The sequence below is a fragment of the Erwinia sp. V90_4 genome (genome assembly GCF_029967685.1).
Taxonomy (GTDB): Bacteria; Pseudomonadota; Gammaproteobacteria; order Enterobacterales; family Enterobacteriaceae; genus Erwinia; species Erwinia aphidicola.
This window is the reverse complement of record NZ_JASCAQ010000062.1, coordinates 15,801-36,135: the sequence shown is the minus strand read 5'-3', so window position 1 is coordinate 36,135 and position 20,335 is coordinate 15,801. Positions and strand designations below refer to the sequence as shown.

Sequence of the window (20,335 nt, the reverse complement as noted above, 5' to 3'; positions counted from 1 at the left end):
GGCGTAAATATTCCGTTGTCGGGGGCGACCCTCTTTTCCGGTCGACCCGTTCCTTGATTAACCTGCGGTTTTTATCGCTGCCGGGCGCATATCCTGCCAGTGCGTTTCGATGTAGCTGATGCACCCGGCGCGGGCTGCGGGACCGGACACGGTCTGCCAGCCGGCGGGAACCTCGGCAAAGGCAGGCCACAGGCTGTACTGCCCACGCGCGTTCAGCAGCACCAGGAAGTCCAGGCTTTCATCGTCGAAGGGGTTTTGTTGTTCGGTCATGGTCGTTACCTGTTATTGCCAGAGAAAGGAGGGGTGATAAAATCGGCCAGCAGCCAGCGCAGGCCGTCTAGCAGCCCGCCGCGCCAGCACAGCGAGTCGTGCCCGCCGGAAAAAATACGGAAGTGAATGTCATGCCCAGCCGGCAGCAGGGCCTGGCGCATCTGCTGGTTGACGTAGGCCATATCGCCTTCGCGATCGCCAGCTTCCTGGAAGATCTTCAGCCTGCCCTGCGGCAGCCTACCGGCCAGCACTTCAGCGGTCAGCCAGCCCATTTCATGGCCTTCAATCTCGGCAAAATGCGTCACCAGGCGGAAGTCCGGCCACCAGAAAGAGCCGGACTGGCTGAGGATGCGGCCAAAGCGCGCAGGCCAGTTAAGCCCGGCATACATCGCGGCCAGCCCGCCGTAGCTCTGACCGGCCACCACGGTGTGGTCGGCCCGTTCGCTGAAGGCCATACGCGCGCGCACCTGCGGCAGCAGCTCTTCCTGCACCGCCTGCCAGAACTGCGCATTGCACGGCAGCTCCTTCTCGCGCCACTCGCCGTTAATCGCATCAATAAATAGCCAGCAGGCGGCGGGCAGATGGCCGCTGTCGGTTTCCGCATCCAGCGCGGCAAAAATCGGTAATCCCAGCGCCCAGTTCTGGCCGTCCAACAGGATGCCTAATGGCCGGGTTTCTGGGGTGGCGGTGCTGCCTGTGGTGTAGAGCCAGATGCGGCGCTGATTGCCGAGCAGGGCGCTCTCCCAGCTGAACTGCAGCAGGCGCTGCTCATCAACCCGCGCCAGACCGCCGTCCAGCGCATGCCAGGCCGACTGGTCCGGGGCGGCGGGCATATGGGCCGCGGACGTCGGATGGCGGCGGCTGTTGCAATGCGCGCAGCTCCGGTTAAGCGGGTCGGCGATGGCGCTGGGGAACAGCGAGATCCACCACTCGCGCTGCTGTTTGCTGCGCGTGGCGTCATCGCGGCTAAAAGCAGGAGGAAGCTGGTGGGCATCAATGGGGATCAGGCTGTAGCTGCCGCGCCAGCGCTGGTCAATCTCAGTAGACCAGTGCCAGACGTCGGTGCCCGCCAGGCGCTGCAGGCTCTGCGGCTGCGGGCTGTGATGGTCGGTCACGCAGTTGATATCGATATATACCCGGCAAACTTCAGAGCGGGTTTCATCCCCGGCCGGGTCGCGCCAGAAGTAGCTCATTTTCACTTTGCTGGCGGAAAACTCCTCCACCAACGGCGTGCCAAGCTGTGCCAGCTGCTGCCACCAGGCAGTGTTGCCGACATTATCGGCAGCCAGCAGCTCAGCGGCGCATCCGGCGGGCTGACGCAGAGGCCACGATGGGTGCCTGGATGTCATGATAATTTTCCTTAATTTACTTTTGATGACTTAAACGGAAGAACTTGAATCTCACTGACAATTAGCGGCGCTAATGCGAATAGTATTGAGAATAGTTTACATTTGCAATAAGATGCGACGCAACTTTCTTGAGATGCCTGTAACTGGCACAAAGCTAAGGGTTTTTTAAGAAGGTAGAGAAGCCGCGTCAAAAGCAGTGGCCGACGTGATGCTTGATCTTAGCCTGCGCCAGCCAGCGGCTCTTATCGGTTGGCAGGCTTTACTGGTTTTTTTCGTAGACAAGGCTGTTCCAGACGAGATAACTGAACATGTTTAATAAGATTAAAAAACAGGCAATACCCGGCTCGGCAGTACACACGGATAAACACACCCTGCGCTTAATACTGGCTTCAACGCTGTTGATGGTGCCAGCCGTACAGGCAGCAGAAGATACCCTGACCGTGACCGCAGAAACCCAGGAGAGCGTGACCGCGCCGACCAAAGGGATCGTGGCGAAGGAGAGTGCTTCAGGCACCAAAACCGCCACCCCGCTGCGGAAAACCCCGCAGACCATCTCGGTGGTGACGCGCGAGCAGATGAACGATCAGCAACCTGCCTCGGTGGCGGATGCGCTGGGCTACAGCAGCGGCGTGGTCACCAACTATCGCGGTAACTCAAACCGTAATGATGAAGTGATCAGCCGCGGCTTCCGCTACGCGCCCAAGCTGCTGGACGGTTTGCACTACGGGCTCTCCTCCGAGAACGGCGGCGCGGGGCAGTTAGACCCGTGGTTATTAGAGCGCGTAGAGATGGTGCATGGCCCGGCCGGCGTGCTGTACGGCCAGGTCAGCCCCGGCGGCCTGCTGATGATGACCAGCAAGCGCCCGACGGCAGAAAGCATTCATGAAGTGAAGCTCAGCACCGGCAACCGCCATTACGGCGAAGCGGCGTTCGACTTCGGCGGCAAGCTAAATGACGACAACACGCTGTTCTACCGCCTCAACGGCATCGCTAATACTAAAAGCGAGTTTGTGAAAAACAGCAAACAGCAGCGGATGGCGATTGCCCCGGCAATCACCTGGCTGCCTAACGAAGACACCAGTTTTACCCTGCTGACCAGCTACCAGAACGACCCGAAAGCGGGATCGCGTAACTTCCTGCCGCGTTCCGGCACGCTGTACGCCACGCCGGAAGGCTTCACCGTGCCTTACGACCTTAACGTCAGCGACTCCGATTTCGCCAAATCGAAGCGCGAGCAAACCTCCATCGGCTATAGCCTGGATCACAGCTTTAATGAGGCGGTCTCGTTCACCCAGAACCTGCGCTACAGCCACCGTAACGAAGACTATAAGTACCTGGTTTACGGCTACGACTACAGCGACCATGTGATGACGCGCATGCCGCAGCATGAAGAGACACAGACCAATGAGTTCAACGTTGATAACCAGCTGAAAGGGTTGTTTGAAACCGGCGATGTCAGCCACACCGTGCTGGGCGGCCTGGACTATCGCTATAGCCACATCGACCTCAAGCTGTCGCGCGCCTACGGCACGCAGTACAACCTCGACTGGACCAATCCGGGGCGCATCGACATTGATGAAAACGATCTGGCGCTGGCTACCAGCACGCTGAAGACGCTGAATCAGTATGGCGTTTACCTGCAGGATCAGATGGCGTGGAATAACTGGAACCTGGTGCTGTCCGGCCGCGAAGACTGGTCGCAGGTGCGCACCCAGGATCGCCTGGCAAACACCGATGTGACCTATAACGACAGCGCCTTCACCGGCCGGGCGGGGCTGCTGTACGCCTTTGATAACGGGGTTTCGCCGTATATCAGCTACAGCACCTCGTTCGAACCGGTACTGGCGCAGCCTGCACCGGGCTCCGATCCGCTCAAGCCAACGACCGGCGCGCAGACTGAGGTTGGGGTGAAGTTCCAGCCGGTAGGCAGCAACACCATGATGACCGTCTCCTGGTTTGATATAAACCAGAAGAACGTGCTGAGCTCGATTGATGGCACCCGCTATTACAATCAGATCGGTAAGGTGAACTCGCAGGGGATCGAAACTGAGATCCACGCGCAGCCAACCCCTGAAATCAAGCTGATTGCCGCCTACACCTACACGGATGCCACCACGAAAGAGTCGGATACGGCGGCAGAAGTGGGGCACAGCCCGGCAGCTATTCCGCGCCACGCGGCATCTGCCTGGGGCAGCTACAGCTTCCTCGACGGCGCGCTGGACGGCCTGACTGTGGGAACCGGCGTGCGCTACGTCGGTAAAGCGGGCGGTGATAACACGGGCGAATACTATGTACCGCACTACACCCTGTATGACGCGATGGTGAAGTATGAGCTCGGCCAGGCCGTTCCGGCGCTTAAGGGAACCAGCCTGCAGTTCAACGTGCAGAACCTGACCGACGAGCACTATGTCGCATCCTGCTCTAACGCCTATGCTTGTTTCTATGGCAGTGGCCGCACCTTTGTTGCCTCCGTCGATTACCGCTGGTAAGCGCACGGGTGAGGTTGCATCATTCCGCAGGGGCCAGGCATGCCTGGCCCGTTTTATCTCTTGCCCCCCAGGGCGATCGATAAGGAGCACTATGCAAAAACTCACGCGAGGAAACCGGATCGGCGCCGCCTGCCTGGCGCTGGGCGGGCTGATCTATCTGCTGGCGGAGCGCATCAGCGCGCTGGCGTGGCAGCACCCCCCTTACCGCTATCAATTCAACTACATCAGCGACCTTGGCGTCCCCCAGTGCGGCTCGCTGATCTGCTCCCCGCTGCATAACGTCATGAACAGCGGATTCGCCGCCGAAGGAGTGCTGTTTTTCTGCGGTTGTATCCTGCTTTTCTCGCGAGTTAAAAACCGCTGGGCGCTGCTGCTGGCAGGCATCCACGGCGCGGGCGGCGTGCTGATTGCTCTGTTTCACAGCGGCGGCATCAGCAGCGGCATCACCCTGCATCAAACCGGCGCGGTGATGGCGATTGGCGGCGGTAATCTCTGTTTGATCGCGGTCGGTCTGCACGCTATTTTTCTCGCGTCGGGCGGAAAAGGAGGTCGGCCCCTTCCCGCCGGACTCGGCTATTTCAGTTTGCTGCTCGGTGGGTTTGGCCTGCTCAGCATGCTGGCTATCCCCTCGGCGCTGTTCCCCATCGGCATTATTGAGCGCGCCTCGGTTTACCCCATCACCACCTGGCAGATCGTTACCGGCTTTGCGCTGTTGATAAACCGTTCTGACGCTGATTAATCTGAGTAATATTCTGCAACTTATCGCCGACAGGCGTATTCTGTTGTCGCCGTCAGAGCGGCGTCATTTCCACAGGAGGGTGAGTTGTGAATCAGAGCCAGCGCGAACATATTGCCACCGTCATGGAGAGCCTGAGCCCGGGCGCGCAGAGGCGACATCTGCGCCAGCATGACCAGACCATTCGCGACTCCTGGCAGCGCTGCGTCGAGTTTCACGGTCTGGATCCGAGCCGCATGCAGGAAGCGCGCATTCTGCCGTATAACGAACTGCGTGAGCATCGCGAAAATCTTGAAGAGTTCCGCCGCATTGCCCGTCACGGGCTGGGCGTGCTGTATCAGCAGATCGCTCAGGCCGGTTATGTGGTGCTGCTCAACGATGCCCGCGGCGTGACGGTCGACTATCTGGGCGATGCCGGGTCTGAAATCAGCCTGCGCCGCGCCGGACTATTCCTTGGGGCGCAGTGGTCGGAAGCCTGGGCGGGCACCTGCGCGGTGGGCACCGCGCTGGCGACCGGCAAGGCGCTGACCGTGCATCAGGCGGACCATTTCGACGCCACCCATATTCCGCTAACCTGCAGCGCGGTACCGCTGTTTGACCCGCAGGGGCAGCTGAATGCCATTCTCGATATCTCCGCGCTGACCTCGCCGCAGTCGAAATCCAGCCAGCAGCTGGCGCTACAGATCGCCAGACTCTCCGCCCATCAGATTGAAAACGCCTGGTTTGAGCACCGCCACCGCAGCGACTGGGTGCTGAAGCTCAGCCCATCGTCGTCGTTTGTTGAGGTTAGCCCGGATTTCCTGATCGCCTTTGACGCCAGCGGGCGCCTGGTCGGGCATAACCATCGTGCGCAGCGCATGCTGGAGCACGAGCTGGGGATTACGGCGCCGTCGCCGCACAGCCGCAGCACGCTGATCGGGATGCCGATTGAACAGCTGTTTAATACCGCCATCGACAGCCTGCCGGACTGGCTGGCCAGCGCTAACGGGCGGCAGGGTACGCTGGAGCGGATCAACAGCGGCGAGCGGCTCTATGTGACCGCCGTGCAACCGGCGCGGCGCCCGCCGCGGCGAGTGATGACCGCACCGCTGGCACTCCCGCAACCCCTGGCAGCGCTGAGCGGTGGTGATGCGGCGCTACAGCAGCAGCTGCAGCGGGCGGCACGGCTGCTGAATGCGCCGCTGCACCTGGTGGTACATGGCGAAACCGGCTGCGGCAAAGAGGTTTTTGCCCGTGCGTTTCATCAGGCCAGCGCGCGCCGGGCGCGGCCGTTTATTGCGGTTAACTGCGCCGCCATCGCGCCGACGCTGATTGAGAGCGAGCTGTTCGGCCACCTGCCGGGCAGCTTTTCCGGCGCGGGCAGCAAGGCAAAGCGCGGGCTGGTGCAGGAGTCTGACGGGGGTACGCTGTTCCTCGACGAGATCGGTGATATGCCGCTGGAGATGCAGACGCGACTGCTGCGCGTTCTGGCCGAGCAGGAGGTGCTGCCGGTTGGCGCCACCCGCCCGCTGCCCGTCGATATCCGCGTGATCTCCGCCTCGCATCACGCGCTCGATAAGCTGGTGGAGCAGGGGCGTTTCCGCGCCGACATGTTTTATCGCCTGCAGGGTGCACGCATCTCGCTGCCGCCGCTGCGCGCACGCAGCGATCTCGACTGGCTGGTCGCCCGACTGCTGGCGGGCAGGGCTGAACTGACGCCGCAGGCGCGCACACGGCTGCATCAGCACGCCTGGCCCGGCAACCTGCGCGAGCTGCGTAATGCCCTCGACTACGCCGCCGCAGTGTGTGACGGCGGGCGGATTGAGGTTGACGATCTGCCGGAAACCCTGAAGGCCCACGCTGACGATCCCCGCGCGCAGCCTGACCCGCAGGAAGCCACGGACCTGCCGCCGCAGGCGCAGTTGCTGATGCAGCAGCTGCACGCCGCCCGCTGGAACCACAGTGCGGTGGCCCGCCAGCTGGGCATCAGCCGCATGACGCTCTATCGCCGCATGCAGCGTTACGGCATCCGGTCACCGAATAAGGGGGGGCGATGACCCCTGTGACGGCGGCCGACCTGTTCCTGCTCGCGGCGGCGGGCATAAGGCGATCCGGGCATGCGGACCATACTATGGGTGCGCTGAGGTATTGTTGGTATAGCTAAACGAGGACGTGTACTCCATATCGTGACAAACAATACCCTATTGCTATCATGGCGATACAATATCAATTCAAGGATTATAACATCATGATAAATATGGAAATCGGTACGAAAATTCATTATCCGATATTACTGAAGGTCTGGGAATCTTCCGTACGGGCTACGCATGATTTCTTGCAGGAACAGGATATTCAGGCGCTACGCCCTCTGTTACTGAATACGTATTTTCCTGGCCTCACTATTACGGTCGCTCGTCTTTGCTGCGACGGTTCGATAGTGGGCTTTACAGGGGTAAGCGAAAACCGCATTGAAATGCTCTTTATCGATGCAGAACAACGCGGAAAAGGAGTCGGGAAATTACTCCTGCGACAGGCTATTGATGAGCAGGGTGCTAATGAACTCGACGTAAACGAACAGAATCCTCAGGCGATTACCTTTTATCAAAAGCACGGGTTTGAAACGGTGGGGCGTTCGGAATTTGACGGGCAGGGCAGGCCATACCCTTTGTTACATATGAAACTGCGGGAAACATAATCTTCCCATACAAAAGCAACTGCGCTTCTCGCTCATCGCTGCCCGTTCAAATATCTTGTATGGGCAGTTATGTCACTATGCGCTTTGATACGGACGGGCCTGAATTTCAATATTAATTGTTACCGTGTCATCCACCAGTGCGGCAAAGCTGTCCATATTGAATGCTGAACGCGAAATCGCTGTTGAAGCATGCATAACAAGGATCTCAGTACTGGAGGAGACCGCCTTTTTCCCATCCAGTGAGGCGTCAAGGATCACCGGGCGCGTGACGTTCTTGATTTTCAGCGTGCCAAACAAGCGAAAATGTCCGTTTCCCAGTGCCACAAGGCGACTGCTGGTGAAAGCGATGTTCGGATAGCGCTCTGCATCAAAAAAGGGACGGCTTTTCATCTGATAAGTTAACAGGCTATTGGAAGCCTCAAGGGTCGCGGCCGGAATGGTCACGTCGATACGGTCCGCCCTTTCATCTCCTGCATCCAGGGTAATTCCTCCCGTCACCTTTCCCATGCTGGCTTTAGAGACACTGCCAAATGCATGCCATGAGAGGGAAATTGTCGTGTTTTGAGTGTCGATACGGTAGCTGACCGGGCTGGCGTATAAGCAAAGCGGATGGAACAAAAAGCCCAGGGCGATGGCAAGCATGAAACGAGTCATATTGATAATCCTCAGAGTGAGTATCGTGTAAACGCTTCAGCCGTCTTTTTTATTCGATTTTACGCCCCGTTTTAAAATTGAAATGCGGTCAACGCCAGAAGTTGAAGATGCGGCAGATAATTCGCCTGCCGCATCTATTATCCCGACGATTCAACCCACTGGCGTTTTAGCTATTTCGTGCGACCTGAGAGTGATGCGAACAGGCGCAGATTTATAGGACGGTGTGCCGCTTTCCTTGTCGATATAGTCGAGCGGAATAAGTACGTTAGCTTCAGGATAGTAGGCGCCAATCGACCCCGGTGAAATAGCGTAACGCACTACCGTCATGGATTCGAGGCGCATGTGGTAGCCCGGTACCGCTGACTCAAGATCGACGACATCACCGTGTTCCAGGCCCAGACGCTCAAGGTCATAGTCGCACATAAATAGCACATCGCGGCGGCCAAATACGCCGCGATAGCGGTCGTCTAAAGCGTAGATTGTGGTGTTGTACTGATCGTGACTGCGCAATGTTATGAGCCGTAGCACGTCCTCACCCTCAACGGATAAATCCTCATGAGTGCCCTGATAAACTGAAAACACCGCTTTTCCTGATTGAGTGGGCCAGATGCGCTCTCTCGGTGGAAGCGGCATCTGGAAACCGCCGGGATGACGAATACGCGCGTTATAGTTGTCAAAACCGGGTATGGTTTTTTCGATCAGCTCCCGGATGAGGTCATAATCGGCAACCAGTTCACTCCAGTTAACCCGTGTATCCGGCAAGGAAGCTTTCGCCATCCCGGCGACTATCGCAGGTTCAGAGCGAAGCAGTGGTGATGCAGGCTTGAGCTTACCGGAGGAGGCGTGCACCATCGACATCGAGTCTTCAACGGTGACCGACTGCCGGATACCGGATTGCTCGTCAAGTTCAGTGCGACCGAGGCAAGGCAGCAGCAACGTCTCTTTCCCGGTCAGAAGATGTGTCCGGTTAAGTTTGGTGGCGATGTGGACGCTGAGCTCAAGTTCACGCATCGCCGCAAAGGAGACATCAGGATCGGGTAACGCCACCGCAAAGTTACCGCCAAGGCAAATCAGTGCCTTAGCTCTTTTCTCTACCATGGCTTGCATCGCCTGCACCGCATCGTGACCGTGCTGAGCGGGCGGAGTAAATCCGAATACGTTCTGCAGCTTGCTGAGGAAATCAGAGCCGGGCTTTTCAGTGATCCCTACGGTGCGGTTGCCCTGGACGTTAGAGTGGCCTCGCAGCGGACACACGCCAGCACCGGGTTTACCGATATTGCCGCGCATCAGCAACAGATTAACCAGCAGGCGTACGTTGTCCGTTCCGCGGTTGTGCTGGGTGATGCCCATGCCGTAGGTCAGGATGGTGGCCTTCGATTTGACATAGGCTTCTGCCACGCTGCGAAGTTCCGCTTGCTTCAGACCGGAGTCATGCTCAATTGAATGCCACGAAGTGGCATGAATGTCCGTTGCAAAGCGCTCGAAACCTTCGGTGTGCTCGTTGATAAAATCATGATCCAGCGCCGCGCCTGTTTCGGCCTCAATTTCAAGTACCGCTTTAGCGATGCCCTTTAGCGCAGCCGAGTCGCCTCCGGCGCGCACCAGATAGTAAGTTGAGGCGATGTCAGTCGAGCCGTAAGTGGCCATCTCCATAACATTCTGCGGATCGGCGAAACGCTCAAGCGCGCGTTCACGCATTGGGTTAAAGACGATAATGGGGACTTTGCGGCGCGCCAGCTCGTGCAACGTCCCCATCATACGCGGGTGGTTGGTCCCCGGATTGTGGCCCATAGAGAGAATGAGCTCTGCGCTATCAAAGTCGTCCAGTGAGACAGTGCCTTTACCGATACCTATCGACTGCGGCAAGCCTACGCTTGTCGCTTCGTGACACATGTTTGAACAGTCAGGAAAATTGTTGGTTCCATACTCGCGGGCGAACAGCTGAAACAGGTAGGCTGCTTCGTTTGATGCCCGGCCAGAGGTATAAAACTCGACTTCGTCCGGCTGCAGCGCTGCCAGACCTTTGGCGATGTGGCTGAATGCTTCGTCCCAGCTCACTTCTTTAAAGGTATCGCTTGCTGCATCGTATCGCAGTGGCGTGGTTAACCGGCCATATCCCTCAAGCTCGAAGTCTGTTCGCTTCAGCAGGGAGGTCACGGTATTTTCTGCAAGAAATGCCGGCGTCACGCGTTTGGTGGTGGCTTCCCAGGTGACGGCCTTGGCGCCGTTCTCACAAAACTGGAAGGTTGAACCATGGTCCTTATCCGGCCAGGCACAGCCGGGGCAGTCAAAGCCTTCTGGCTGGTTTGTGCGCATTAAAGTGGGCGGCGCTTTGAAGGTATCCATCTGGTTTTTAACGGCAATGGCGGTGGCCTTGAGTGCTCCCCAGCCGCCTGCGGGCCCGTCATAGGGATGTACCCCAGGCACTGTACGATGATTTTTCTTACTCATAATGATCCTGCGGCCTCTTCATCTTTTTAAAATCTGATTAAATGAAAGTAGCAAAGAAATGCAGCAGGCCCCGGCGGGTTATCAATTGGTTACTTAAAAGTTCAGGCTGTTCTCGATGGAAGTGGCGACAAAGGTAGAGCCTGAGTTATCTCCAGGCTTTGGGTGCAAGGAGGGAGGGCTGATTGCAGCAGGCTCACGGCCGGGGATGGCCGTGCTGCCTCGCTACAGGGATGTATTCATGCCGGTGCGGAAAGCAGCCCCCCTCCTGAAACCGGGCACCTGTCATCCCGCGATAATATTCAGATTAATGTCTGGGGGGTACCGCAGAGGTCGACCCTATAGCAGCGGTTACTGCGGCGGGCGCACCAGGATTTTCACCTGATTCTTCTCTTTAACCAGTGCCTCAAAACCTTCGGTCACCAGATCGTTCAGTTCAATGCGCTTAGTTACCAGCTTATCGGCCTGGAAGTAGCCCTGGGTCATCAGCTCCATCACCGCCGGGAAAATATGGCGGTAGGCAATAATACCCTTCACGTTGCGTTCGGCCAGCACCACCCTGTTCGGATGGAATGAGGCTTCGCCCTCCCAGATAGAGACAATAATGGTTTCGCCCTCGTAGCGGGTGGCGTCGATGCACTGTTTCAGCACTACCGGCACCCCGGTCACTTCGAACGACACGTCTACGCCGCCTTTACTCAGGTCGCGGATGGTGGCAACTGCGTCCTGCTTGCTCGGGTCAATCACCACGTTGGCGCCCAGCTCAAGCGCCTTCTCAGCGCGCTGCGGCGATAGCTCCACCACGTAAATCTCAGAAGCACCCGCCGCGCGCAGCGCTTCAATCACCAGCAGGCCAATCGGGCCCGCGCCGAATACCGCCGCTTTATCCCCGGCTTTCAGCTTGCTCATGCGCACCGCATGTAGCGCCACGGCGGCAGGCTCGACCAGCGCACCCTGCTCGTAAGAGAGGCCATCCGGCATGCGGTGCACCATATGCTCGTCAACCATCGTAAAAGAGGAGAAACCGCCGCCGCCGCCGGATAAACCGTGGAAGCCAAGGTCGCCGCACAGGTTATATTTGCCTTCGCGGCAGGCCTCGCACTCGCGGCAGGCGAGGATCGGTTCCACCACCACGCGGTCACCTGCTTTAAATTTGCTGACGCCTGCGCCCACCTCGACCACTTCGCCGGAGAACTCGTGGCCCATCACAATCGGGGCGATGTCATGGCTGATTTTGTGCGGCTTATCGACCGGGACGAAAATGGGGCCGGCGAGGTACTCATGCAGATCGCTACCGCAGATCCCAGTCCACGCCACTTTGATTTTGACTTTGCCTGCGGATACCTGCGGCTCCTCGATGTCGTCAATGCGGATATCGTGCGCTTTATACCAACGTGCTGCTTTCATCATATTTCCCTTGAGAGTGGAACAAGAAAACCTGTCCATCGCCGCAGTCAGCGGCCGGTGCAGGAACTCAGGGCGACATAGTGCGAAAAGCGTGCCATAAAGTGCTTTGTTGGTAATTTGCTGATTCTATTTGTTTATTTCTGTTTCTGCAGCGGGGAGAGGGAGTGACACAAGAAGGAAATGTGACACCTGTAACAGCGACAGGTGTCACATAATAAACCCCCTCAAAGGCATTGACTATTTTAAAATCATTTAACAAGATGTCCTTTGTCCCAGGACTTGGGACGGTTGAGCGTCCCAGCAGAGAGGAACACATGAAAGGTCAGGATTTAGGTTTGATGCTAAAACTCATCTGCTTGCAAAAAAAAGATGACTGGGTGCAGCAGCATCGCGGTATAGCGGCGACGTCTGATTGGGAGAAAACCTGGGAGATCGAGATGGGTGTCAGGGAGGGCGGGCCTGGATGGGGCAATGACTTGCCTGAGTCAGAGTTAATCGACCAGTGGATCGTCGAGCGATACAGCGTACGTAATCTGGCAAAGGAAACTGGCATCAGTAAAAGTCAGGTTAGCGTGTCTCTTAATGCAATGATTGATATTGGACTGGTCAAATACGACCGTAAACTTCACGTTCCACGAACGAATAAGCGGGCACTTTTCGAGTTTTTGATAGCGGGTGTACGCTATGTCTTTCCTGCAAAAAAAGGGGAGTTAACACGAGGCATATCCACCTCTTTTGCCGCGCCAGTACTTGAAGGAAAACTGATGAGCGGCGGTGAAATGGTGCCCGTATGGGCTGAACCATCAGGAAATACCAAAGGTCTGGCAGTAAATCCCTTATTTAAAAGCTTCGCTGTTGCCATCCGAAATGATCCGGAGATGTATCGTCTTCTGGCGTTAATCGATGCATTGAGAATAGGTCTTGCCAGAGAGCGGGAACTCGCTACTTCCTTGTTGAAAAAACAGATGGAAATATCCGATGCCTGAACATGCACAGATTCATATCAAAATGCTCAAGCAGGTAGCGCAAGCGCTGGGAAAAGAGCTTTGTGAGGGCATGACATTTGTTGGTGGATGTACCACCAGCCTGTTGATTACAGACGAATATACTCGAGAACAGGTCAGGCATACGGATGATGTTGACCTGATCGTAAACGTCATGGGTTACAACGAGTGGAACAAACTGCAACAGCGTCTCATCAGCCAGGGTTTCAGGGTGGAAATACCTGAAGACGATGAACCGATCTGCGCAATGAAATTAGGCGAACTAAGAGTCGATTTTATGCCAGATGATGAATCCGTCTTAGGTTTCACTAATCAATGGTATCAGAGTGCCATGTTGAGTGCTCAGATACACCATCTGGATGCAGACCTTGAAATTAAGGTAGTCAGTCCTGTTTATTTCATTGCAACTAAGCTCGTTGCCTGGCAGGGGCGAGGTAATGGAGACCCTCTGAGCAGTCGTGATGTTGAAGATATTCTGCATGTTGTTGATGGTCGTGAAGAACTGATAAGCGAAATAGCAGAAGCGCCTGCTGACGTGGCAAATTTCATTGCCGAAGAGTTTAAGAAATTACTGGCGAACAGTGATTTTGACTATGCGGTACAGAGCCAGTCCGCCGGCGATGCCGGGCGTGAGACGATCATCTTTCGCCGCATCGAAAGTATCGTCGATAAAGAGCCACGCTAATGCATTATTTATGGGAAAGTAGTCAGGGAACGCAGCGTGAAGTTAATAGCGATGCTGGTGTGATTTTTCAGAACCAACAGGTTCTGGTGAGCGCTCTTGTCGACGGTGCTGAAGGTAAGCAACGTGGGGGAAATGAGTTCGCTAATTTCTGGGCAAATTGCATTGTCAGAGAAAGTGCCAATTACGTAACGAGCCGCCCGCCTAATCAGCGGCAGGATAGTGCTGTTATAGAGTTACTCATTCATAATCATCGATTCTTACGTCATCAGTTTCTTCTTCATAAGGCCAGTTATGTCCTGTTGATCCTGAATAAGATTAGCGGTGAATTTACAACTTTCCATTGTGGGGACTGTTTGGCGGGCCTGTTAAATGATGTTGGAGTAATAGAATGGATAATAAATCCCCACAATTGCGCGATACAACTCGAACAGATGGGCGAGCGGAATTGCGATGCTTACCGTCATACTTTAACTCGCTGTTTGAATGCCAGGCGATTTATTAAACCCGAGATAAATCATCATCAACTAACTTTGGGGCGGAGAATTATTTTGGCTAGTGACGGCTTTTGCTTTAATGAACGGACTGATGATGCCAGCAGCCTGATACTTGACCCTGAGCAAGGTCATAACAGCATCAATAGTGACTGTGACAATTTTATCTCAACGAAAAGTAGATAACGGCTTATGTTGCAGCCGTTATCTACCCAGCATCAACGGAACGGCGGCTCGTTAAAGGTGCGCAGCTTGCGCGAGTGCAGGCGGTCGCCCTCGGCGCGCAGCAGATCAATCGCGCGGATGCCAATCTGCAAATGCTCGGAAATCGCCCCTTCGTAGAAGCGATTCGCCTGGCCCGGCAGCTTGATCTCGCCGTGCAGAGGTTTGTCGGAGACGCACAGCAGCGTGCCGTAAGGAACGCGGAAGCGGTAACCCTGTGCGGCAATGGTGGCGCTCTCCATATCTACCGCCACCGCGCGGCTGAGGTTAAAGCGCAGCGCGGAAGCGGAGTAGCGCAGCTCCCAGTTGCGGTCGTCGGTAGTGACTACCGTTCCGGTACGCAGGCGCTGTTTCACCTCTTCGCCCGGCATGTTGCTAACCTGCTTGGTCGCGTCGTACAGCGCGCGCTGCACTTCGGCAATGCTCGGGATTGGGATATCCGGCGGCAGCACCGCGTCCAGCACGTGGTCATCGCGCAGATAGGCGTGCGCCAGCACGTAATCGCCAATGGTCTGGCTCTCACGCAGGCCGCCGCAGTGGCCAATCATCAGCCAGGCATGCGGGCGCATCACCGCCAGATGGTCGCAAATGGTTTTAGCATTTGACGGGCCAACGCCGATATTGACCAGCGTAATGCCCTGGCCGTCTTCAGCAATCAGGTGCCAGGCGGGCATCTGATGTTTTTTCCATGCCAGATCGGAGATGGTCTGCTCCGGGTGCGGCGTGTCGTGGGTCAGCGTGGTGCCGCCCGCGCAGGAGAGGGCCACGTACGGCGAGGCCGGGTCGGCTATCTGCGCGCAGGCCCACGTCACGAACTCATCAACGTAGCGCGTGTAGTTGGTAAACAGCACGTAGGGCTGGAAGTCTTCCACCGGGGTGCCGGTGTAGTGGCGCAGGCGGGCCAGTGAAAAGTCGGTGCGCAGCGCATCGAAGTGCGACAGCGGGAAAGTTTCCCCCGGTGGCAGCAGGCCGTCGGCATTCTCATCGCCAATCTGTGATAGCTCGGTGGTCGGGAAGTGCTGGGCGATCCCGGCGCTCATGCTGCGATCCAGCGCCAGCCCGGAACCGTCAATGACATACGGGAAGGGGATCTCCTGCTGCGATGGCAGCACTTCAATGGTGACCTGATATTCGCTGGTCAGCATCGACAGCTGCTCACTGAGATAGTGGCGCAGCAGGGCCGGGCGGGTAATGGTGGTGCTGTAGCAGCCGGCTCGGGTAAAGCGGCCAAAGGCGCGGGTCAGGCGCTGCGAGGGGGCAACGCCGTTCCAGCTGACGCGCAGCTGCGGGTAGACAAACAGACCGGCGGCACGGCGTGCCGCATCCGGCAGGGCGCCGTTAGCGATAAATGCGGTAATGGCATCACGCAGGGCATCGACCGCCGCGTTGTACTGGCTATCCAGGGCGTCCAGCGCCTCGTTAACCGTCAGGGATCGCGCTACGGGTTGAGTCATAATATCTCCTTGGATCGTTTGCACCATGGCAAACAGACTAACTGAAGATGGTGATAAACGGCTATTACCAGTGAACTTTTTTCTCTTCTGGCCGGAAATTTGTGCGGCGCGCTGTATAAAAAAAAAGCATAATTGCTAAAAGTAGCAGCAGGGCTTAGGTTGGAAATAGAGGCCCGCCTGCGCAACGGTTTTTATGCCACAGGAGGGGAAAGGATGCAGAAATCAGCGAGGAAGACAGGGATGCCACTACTTATTCCGTCGGCGGAGTTCGATGAGAAACTCAGCCGGACATCAACAGGGAAGAATACCCAGCATACCCAGGCATTTATCGATGGCGGGTCGCATGATTTTGACCTGCCTGACTACGCGGTGCCGCCGGGGTATCGCCTGCTGCAATCATCGCGTGAAGATCAGTATCGCCTGATTAGAGCAGGCGCGGAGCCGGAAACCGTCTATGCCGTCAAGCTACTGCTGCTGGACACTATCGTCCCTTCGCGGCGCAGCTGTACGCAGATTATGGTGTGGCGCAGCGTGTTGCCTCAGCACGAAGAGGCGGTTCATGGTCTCGCCCGGCGCTTTTTCCGCTATTTTCTTCAGCGCTATTCCATCGTGGTTTCCGACAGCGAGCATACCGGCGATGGCCGCCGCTTCTGGGAAGGGATGATTGCCTGGGCTCTGGCGCAGCCTGAATACCATGTCTACCTGTCTGACGGCAGTTTCGACGATCGTCCCCTGCGTGCTATCCCCAACTGGGACGATTTTTACGACCACTGGGCGCAATATGGCTGGGGGGAAGACCGCGATTATCATCCACACCGGCTTTTTGTCATCAGCCACGAAAAGCTGGAGTAATCCTTCAGCTGCTGGCGCCAGGCTCGAGGGTAAACTTCGCCTGCTCGGCCAGCGGCTGCGGGGCGTCATCCAGCATCGCCATTAGCCGCTCGCCGACCTGCTGGCCAAGTTTTTCATAATTGAGGCGCATCGACGTCAGCGCCGGGAATGTGTGGTCACAGTTGCTGGAGCCGTCCAGGCAGGCGACCGCCAGGTCGTACGGCACCTTCAGCAACCGGCGCTGGCACTCGGCCAGCACGCCAAAAGCAATCTCTTCATGGCTGCAGATAATCGCATCGAGGTCCGGCTGATTCTGCAGCAGCTGGCCGAGGGCGTAGCGGCCAAACTGCAGGCTCGGTGCGTCCGGCACGGTGATCATCAGGTCCGCGTTCTGATAGTGCGCCAGCATCGCCTTGTGCCAGCCGTTAAGCTGCTGCTTGTGCAGGCGGTTGTCGGTCTGCGCGCCGATAAAAGCGATGCGGCGATAGCCTTTATCCAGCAGGTGGCGGGTCAGGCGTTCGGCGGCATCGCTTATCGCAATATCCAGCGTGATATCGGCGTTAAAGCGCTCGGCACCGCAGACGTTGGCGGTCACCAGTTCGCTGGACTCAATCAGATCGGCGGTTTTCCTCGCCAGCTGCGCGCCGAACAGCACCAGCGCGGAAGGGCGGTGCTGCAGCAGCTTCTCCACCAGCGGCGTTTCGCCGTACTGATGATACTCGTGGCAGGCCATGATTAACTGGAAAGGCTGTTTGCTCAGCGTCTGTTGCAGCGCCTGAATAAAGCGCGTACTGGCGCGATCGTGCTGAAAGGGGTAGAGCACGGCGACGGTATGCAGGGTACTGGAGGCCAGCGAGGCGGCGGCAAGGTTCGGCACGTAGCCCAGCTCTGTGACCGCCTGCTGCACTTTTTTGAGCGAGGCGTCAGAGACCAGCGAAGGGTCACGCAGGGCGCGGGAGACCGTCATCGGGCCGATACCGGCGTGGCGCGCCACGTCCTGCAAGGTGACGCGGCTGGCGCTGCTGCTGGCGATGTCGCTGGCGTCGGGGTTGGCTTCATAACCCAGCGCGCGTGCGGCCTGCTCAACTTTGCTGCGCACCTTTTCAGAAACCAGCTCCGGTGTGCGCATGACGCGCGACACCGTCATCGCGCCGACGCCGACATAGTCGGCCACATCCTGCAGTGTCACGCGACCGCTACTTCGCCGCTTTCGCATCCTTGTTTCTCCTTTCATCATCTGGTCAGGCGGGCTGACCGAAAAGAGGGTCAGCCCCTACAAAGGCCGAATAATAGCGCTGTAGGGGCCGATCATTTTTCCGATCGGCCCGCCTGATCCTCATTTACGGCACAGTTGCAGTGTGCCGCGCCAACCTTCAGGCAACAAATTATTCTTCGGCGGATGATAAGCCGATCACATTTAGTGATAGTTATAACAGTTAGCGTTATCTTTTTAGATATTCGTCACATTATTCCAGCGTTACTGGCACTACTCTGCTCGGGCGATGAGAGAGAGGTGACCTGAAATGCTGAAAGAATTACTGACCGCTGATGTTGTCCAGATTGTTCCCGCCTGCACCGACTGGCGTCACGCCGTCTCGCTTTCCTGCCAGCCGCTGCTTGATAACGGCACGGTGGAAGCGCGCTACGTAGACGCCATTTTCCGCTCGCACGAAGCCATCGGCCCATATTACGTGGTTGGCCCCGGTATCGCTATGCCTCATGCACGCCCGGAAGACGGCGCCCACAAAATGGGAGTCAGCCTGACCGTGGTGCAGCAGGGGGTCAACTTTGACTCAGATGGTAACGACCCGGTGCACCTGCTGATTGTGCTGGCCGCGACCGACAGCAACAGCCATATCGGTATTATTACCGCGCTGGCACAGCTGTTTGATACCCCTGAAGATACCGCGTCACTGATGGCTGCGACGACGGTTGAAGAGATTTTATCCATTATTTCGCGTTATTGATAAACACCAGAGGACACAAAATGAAAATCACCGTGGTATGTGGCAACGGCCTGGGCACCAGCCTGATGATGGAAATGAGCATCAAAAGCATTGTGAAAGATCTGGGTGTCAACGCTGACGTTGACCATGTCGACCTTGGCTCGGCCAAAGGCACCCAGAGCGATATCTTCGTCGGCACCTCCGATATTGCCGAGCAATTAATCGCTCAGCAGGTTGGCGGCAAAATTGTCTCCCTGAAAAACATGGTGGACAAAGTGGCGATGAAAGAGCGTATCGCAGCGGCGCTGACCGAACTCGGCGCATTATAACAGGGAGCCAGAAATGGAATTTTTCCGTTTTTTAATGAGCGACGTGCTGTCTGAGCCCTCCATCCTGGTGGGGCTGATTGCACTGATCGGTCTGGTGGCGCAGAAAAAGCCGGCGACCGAAGTGATCAAAGGCACGGTGAAAACCGTGATGGGCTTCCTGATCCTCGGTGCGGGCGCCGGGCTGATTGTCTCCTCGCTCGGCGACTTCGCCGCTATCTTCCATCATGCCTTCGGGATCCCGGGCGTGGTGCCGAATAACGAAGCGATCGTGGCGGTGGCGCAGAAGAGCTTCGGCACGGAAATGGCGATGATTATGTTCTTCGCCATGGTAATTAACATTGCGATTGCGCGCTTTACGCCGTGGAAATACATCTTCCTCACCGGCCACCATACGTTGTTTATGTCGATGATGGTGGCGGTGATTCTGGCTACGGCGGGCATGAAGGGGGCCACCCTGATCGCCGTCGGTTCGCTGGTGGTCGGCGTGTCGATGGTGTTCTTCCCGGCCATCATCCACCCGTACATGAAAAAGGTAACCGGTTCGGATGATGTGGCGTTCGGTCACTTCTCGGCGATCTCTCAGCTGCTCTCTGCCTGGATCGGCAGCAAGTTCGGCAATAAAGAGAAGTCGACCGAAGATATGGAAGTGCCGAAAAGCCTGCTGTTCCTGCGCGACACGCCGGTGGCGATTGCCTTTACCATGTTCTTCATCTTTATCTTCACCTGCCTGGTGGCCGGTCCGTCAACGGTGAAAGAGATGAACGCGGGTGGCAAAAACTGGTTTATGTTCTCGCTAATGCAGTCGATCACCTTTGCCGCCGGGGTTTATATCGTGCTGCAGGGCGTACGCATGGTGATTGCGGAGATCGTTCCGGCGTTTAAAGGGATTTCCGACAAGCTGGTGCCGAACGCCAAACCGGCGCTCGACTGCCCGGTGGTGTTCCCGTATGCGCCGAACGCGGTACTGGTTGGCTTCCTCAGCAGCTTTGTGGCCGGGGTGCTGGGCATGTTCCTGCTGTATGCGCTGAACATGACGGTGATTATTCCAGGCGTGGTGCCGCACTTCTTCGTCGGCGCGGCCGCCGGAGTATTCGGTAATGCAACGGGCGGGCGCCGCGGCGCCATCCTTGGTGCGTTCACCAACGGCCTGCTGATCACCTTTATTCCGGTGTTCCTGCTGCCGGTACTGGGCAGCATTGGCCTGGCGAACACCACCTTCAGCGACTCCGACTTCGGCGCGGTCGGGATCCTGCTCGGCTTGATCGTGCGTTAACCGCTGGCTTCAATGCTGAACACGCCCCGCTTAGTGCGGGGTTTTTTTTGTTCTGACGGCGGTGGTTATTCCT

Annotated in this window: 18 protein-coding genes; 11 read left to right on the top strand and 7 right to left on the bottom strand. The window is 57.0% G+C overall.

Going from position 1 to position 20,335, the window contains the following annotated elements; translation table 11 throughout:
• Positions 1-57: 57 nt before the first annotated feature.
• A complete protein-coding gene (locus QLG07_RS18655; RefSeq protein WP_282469875.1) occupies positions 58-270 on the bottom strand; it encodes an MbtH family protein in 213 nt (70 codons plus the stop codon).
• Between the two features lie 5 nt (positions 271-275).
• The gene (gene fes / locus QLG07_RS18650; RefSeq protein WP_282469874.1) at positions 276-1,619 is read right to left on the bottom strand and encodes an enterochelin esterase; all 1,344 of its coding nucleotides are present in this window, start codon (positions 1,617-1,619) and stop codon (positions 276-278) included.
• A 401-nt stretch (positions 1,620-2,020) separates the two neighbouring features.
• On the opposite strand from fes, the gene QLG07_RS18645 reads away from it, so the two are divergent.
• From QLG07_RS18645 to QLG07_RS18630, 4 genes are all read left to right on the top strand, one after another.
• Positions 2,021-4,108: a TonB-dependent siderophore receptor gene (locus QLG07_RS18645; RefSeq protein ID WP_230049850.1), complete on the top strand. Its 2,088-nt coding sequence runs from the start codon at positions 2,021-2,023 to the stop codon at positions 4,106-4,108.
• A 91-nt stretch (positions 4,109-4,199) separates the two neighbouring features.
• Positions 4,200-4,847: a DUF998 domain-containing protein gene (locus QLG07_RS18640; protein ID WP_282469873.1), complete on the top strand. Its 648-nt coding sequence runs from the start codon at positions 4,200-4,202 to the stop codon at positions 4,845-4,847.
• Between the two features lie 86 nt (positions 4,848-4,933).
• Complete coding sequence (locus QLG07_RS18635; protein WP_282469872.1) at positions 4,934-6,880, top strand: sigma-54-dependent Fis family transcriptional regulator; 1,947 nt, start codon at positions 4,934-4,936, stop codon at positions 6,878-6,880.
• A 191-nt stretch (positions 6,881-7,071) separates the two neighbouring features.
• On the top strand, positions 7,072-7,518 hold the full coding sequence (locus QLG07_RS18630; protein ID WP_282469871.1) for a GNAT family N-acetyltransferase: 447 nt from the start codon (positions 7,072-7,074) through the stop codon (positions 7,516-7,518).
• Between the two features lie 75 nt (positions 7,519-7,593).
• On the opposite strand, the gene QLG07_RS18625 is transcribed toward QLG07_RS18630, so the two are convergent.
• The 3 genes from QLG07_RS18625 to QLG07_RS18615 all read right to left on the bottom strand — a co-directional run bounded on the left by QLG07_RS18625 (position 7,594) and on the right by QLG07_RS18615 (position 12,027).
• Positions 7,594-8,172, bottom strand: a complete 579-nt coding sequence (locus QLG07_RS18625; RefSeq protein ID WP_282469870.1) for a YceI family protein — start codon at positions 8,170-8,172, stop codon at positions 7,594-7,596.
• A 150-nt stretch (positions 8,173-8,322) separates the two neighbouring features.
• Positions 8,323-10,623 (bottom strand): FdhF/YdeP family oxidoreductase, encoded by a 2,301-nt coding sequence (locus QLG07_RS18620; protein ID WP_282469869.1) that lies wholly within the window; start codon positions 10,621-10,623, stop codon positions 8,323-8,325.
• Positions 10,624-10,971: 348 nt separating this feature from the next.
• Positions 10,972-12,027 (bottom strand): 2,3-butanediol dehydrogenase, encoded by a 1,056-nt coding sequence (locus QLG07_RS18615; protein WP_133625042.1) that lies wholly within the window; start codon positions 12,025-12,027, stop codon positions 10,972-10,974.
• 314 nt (positions 12,028-12,341) lie between these two features.
• Between QLG07_RS18615 and QLG07_RS18610 the strand changes: the two genes are divergently transcribed.
• The 3 genes from QLG07_RS18610 to QLG07_RS18600 are packed head-to-tail and all read left to right on the top strand — an operon-like array spanning position 12,342 to position 14,393.
• Complete coding sequence (locus QLG07_RS18610) at positions 12,342-13,013, top strand: ArsR family transcriptional regulator (protein WP_230049712.1); 672 nt, start codon at positions 12,342-12,344, stop codon at positions 13,011-13,013.
• On the top strand, positions 13,006-13,716 hold the full coding sequence (locus QLG07_RS18605; RefSeq protein WP_282469868.1) for a hypothetical protein: 711 nt from the start codon (positions 13,006-13,008) through the stop codon (positions 13,714-13,716). The genes QLG07_RS18610 and QLG07_RS18605 overlap by 8 nt, the downstream gene beginning before the upstream one ends.
• A complete protein-coding gene (locus tag QLG07_RS18600) occupies positions 13,716-14,393 on the top strand; it encodes a hypothetical protein (protein WP_282469867.1) in 678 nt (225 codons plus the stop codon). The genes QLG07_RS18605 and QLG07_RS18600 overlap by 1 nt, the downstream gene beginning before the upstream one ends.
• 32 nt (positions 14,394-14,425) lie before the next feature.
• On the opposite strand, the gene QLG07_RS18595 is transcribed toward QLG07_RS18600, so the two are convergent.
• On the bottom strand, positions 14,426-15,883 hold the full coding sequence (locus QLG07_RS18595; RefSeq protein WP_048915630.1) for an AMP nucleosidase: 1,458 nt from the start codon (positions 15,881-15,883) through the stop codon (positions 14,426-14,428).
• Positions 15,884-16,123: 240 nt separating this feature from the next.
• Between QLG07_RS18595 and QLG07_RS18590 the strand changes: the two genes are divergently transcribed.
• Positions 16,124-16,735 (top strand): hypothetical protein, encoded by a 612-nt coding sequence (locus tag QLG07_RS18590; protein WP_282469866.1) that lies wholly within the window; start codon positions 16,124-16,126, stop codon positions 16,733-16,735.
• 4 nt (positions 16,736-16,739) lie between these two features.
• Here QLG07_RS18590 and QLG07_RS18585 read toward each other — a convergent pair whose 3' ends face one another.
• Positions 16,740-17,930 (bottom strand): LacI family DNA-binding transcriptional regulator, encoded by a 1,191-nt coding sequence (locus QLG07_RS18585; RefSeq protein WP_282469865.1) that lies wholly within the window; start codon positions 17,928-17,930, stop codon positions 16,740-16,742.
• Between the two features lie 307 nt (positions 17,931-18,237).
• On the opposite strand from QLG07_RS18585, the gene QLG07_RS18580 reads away from it, so the two are divergent.
• From QLG07_RS18580 to QLG07_RS18570, 3 genes are read left to right on the top strand one after another with little or no spacing between them, the layout of a single operon-like run.
• Positions 18,238-18,681: a PTS sugar transporter subunit IIA gene (locus QLG07_RS18580; protein WP_099753299.1), complete on the top strand. Its 444-nt coding sequence runs from the start codon at positions 18,238-18,240 to the stop codon at positions 18,679-18,681.
• A gap of 20 nt (positions 18,682-18,701) precedes the next feature.
• Positions 18,702-18,989 (top strand): PTS sugar transporter subunit IIB, encoded by a 288-nt coding sequence (locus QLG07_RS18575; protein WP_282469864.1) that lies wholly within the window; start codon positions 18,702-18,704, stop codon positions 18,987-18,989.
• Between the two features lie 13 nt (positions 18,990-19,002).
• Entirely contained in the window at positions 19,003-20,262 is a 1,260-nt protein-coding gene (locus QLG07_RS18570) for a PTS ascorbate transporter subunit IIC (protein ID WP_048915635.1), read from the top strand.
• The last annotated feature ends 73 nt before the right edge of the window (positions 20,263-20,335 follow it).

Coding starts and splice junctions, on each gene's coding strand:
- QLG07_RS18605 (WP_282469868.1), top strand. CDS start 13,006: ATGCCTGAACATGCACAGATTCATATCAAAATGCTCAAGCAGGTAGCG.
- QLG07_RS18590 (WP_282469866.1), top strand. CDS start 16,124: ATGCCACTACTTATTCCGTCGGCGGAGTTCGATGAGAAACTCAGCCGG.
- fes (WP_282469874.1), bottom strand. CDS start 1,619: ATGACATCCAGGCACCCATCGTGGCCTCTGCGTCAGCCCGCCGGATGC.
- QLG07_RS18620 (WP_282469869.1), bottom strand. CDS start 10,623: ATGAGTAAGAAAAATCATCGTACAGTGCCTGGGGTACATCCCTATGAC.
- QLG07_RS18615 (WP_133625042.1), bottom strand. CDS start 12,027: ATGAAAGCAGCACGTTGGTATAAAGCGCACGATATCCGCATTGACGAC.
- QLG07_RS18655 (WP_282469875.1), bottom strand. CDS start 270: ATGACCGAACAACAAAACCCCTTCGACGATGAAAGCCTGGACTTCCTG.
- QLG07_RS18625 (WP_282469870.1), bottom strand. CDS start 8,172: ATGACTCGTTTCATGCTTGCCATCGCCCTGGGCTTTTTGTTCCATCCG.
- QLG07_RS18600 (WP_282469867.1), top strand. CDS start 13,716: ATGCATTATTTATGGGAAAGTAGTCAGGGAACGCAGCGTGAAGTTAAT.
- QLG07_RS18570 (WP_048915635.1), top strand. CDS start 19,003: ATGGAATTTTTCCGTTTTTTAATGAGCGACGTGCTGTCTGAGCCCTCC.
- QLG07_RS18580 (WP_099753299.1), top strand. CDS start 18,238: ATGCTGAAAGAATTACTGACCGCTGATGTTGTCCAGATTGTTCCCGCC.
- QLG07_RS18595 (WP_048915630.1), bottom strand. CDS start 15,883: ATGACTCAACCCGTAGCGCGATCCCTGACGGTTAACGAGGCGCTGGAC.
- QLG07_RS18585 (WP_282469865.1), bottom strand. CDS start 17,930: ATGCGAAAGCGGCGAAGTAGCGGTCGCGTGACACTGCAGGATGTGGCC.
- QLG07_RS18640 (WP_282469873.1), top strand. CDS start 4,200: ATGCAAAAACTCACGCGAGGAAACCGGATCGGCGCCGCCTGCCTGGCG.
- QLG07_RS18575 (WP_282469864.1), top strand. CDS start 18,702: ATGAAAATCACCGTGGTATGTGGCAACGGCCTGGGCACCAGCCTGATG.
- QLG07_RS18610 (WP_230049712.1), top strand. CDS start 12,342: ATGAAAGGTCAGGATTTAGGTTTGATGCTAAAACTCATCTGCTTGCAA.
- QLG07_RS18630 (WP_282469871.1), top strand. CDS start 7,072: ATGATAAATATGGAAATCGGTACGAAAATTCATTATCCGATATTACTG.
- QLG07_RS18645 (WP_230049850.1), top strand. CDS start 2,021: ATGGTGCCAGCCGTACAGGCAGCAGAAGATACCCTGACCGTGACCGCA.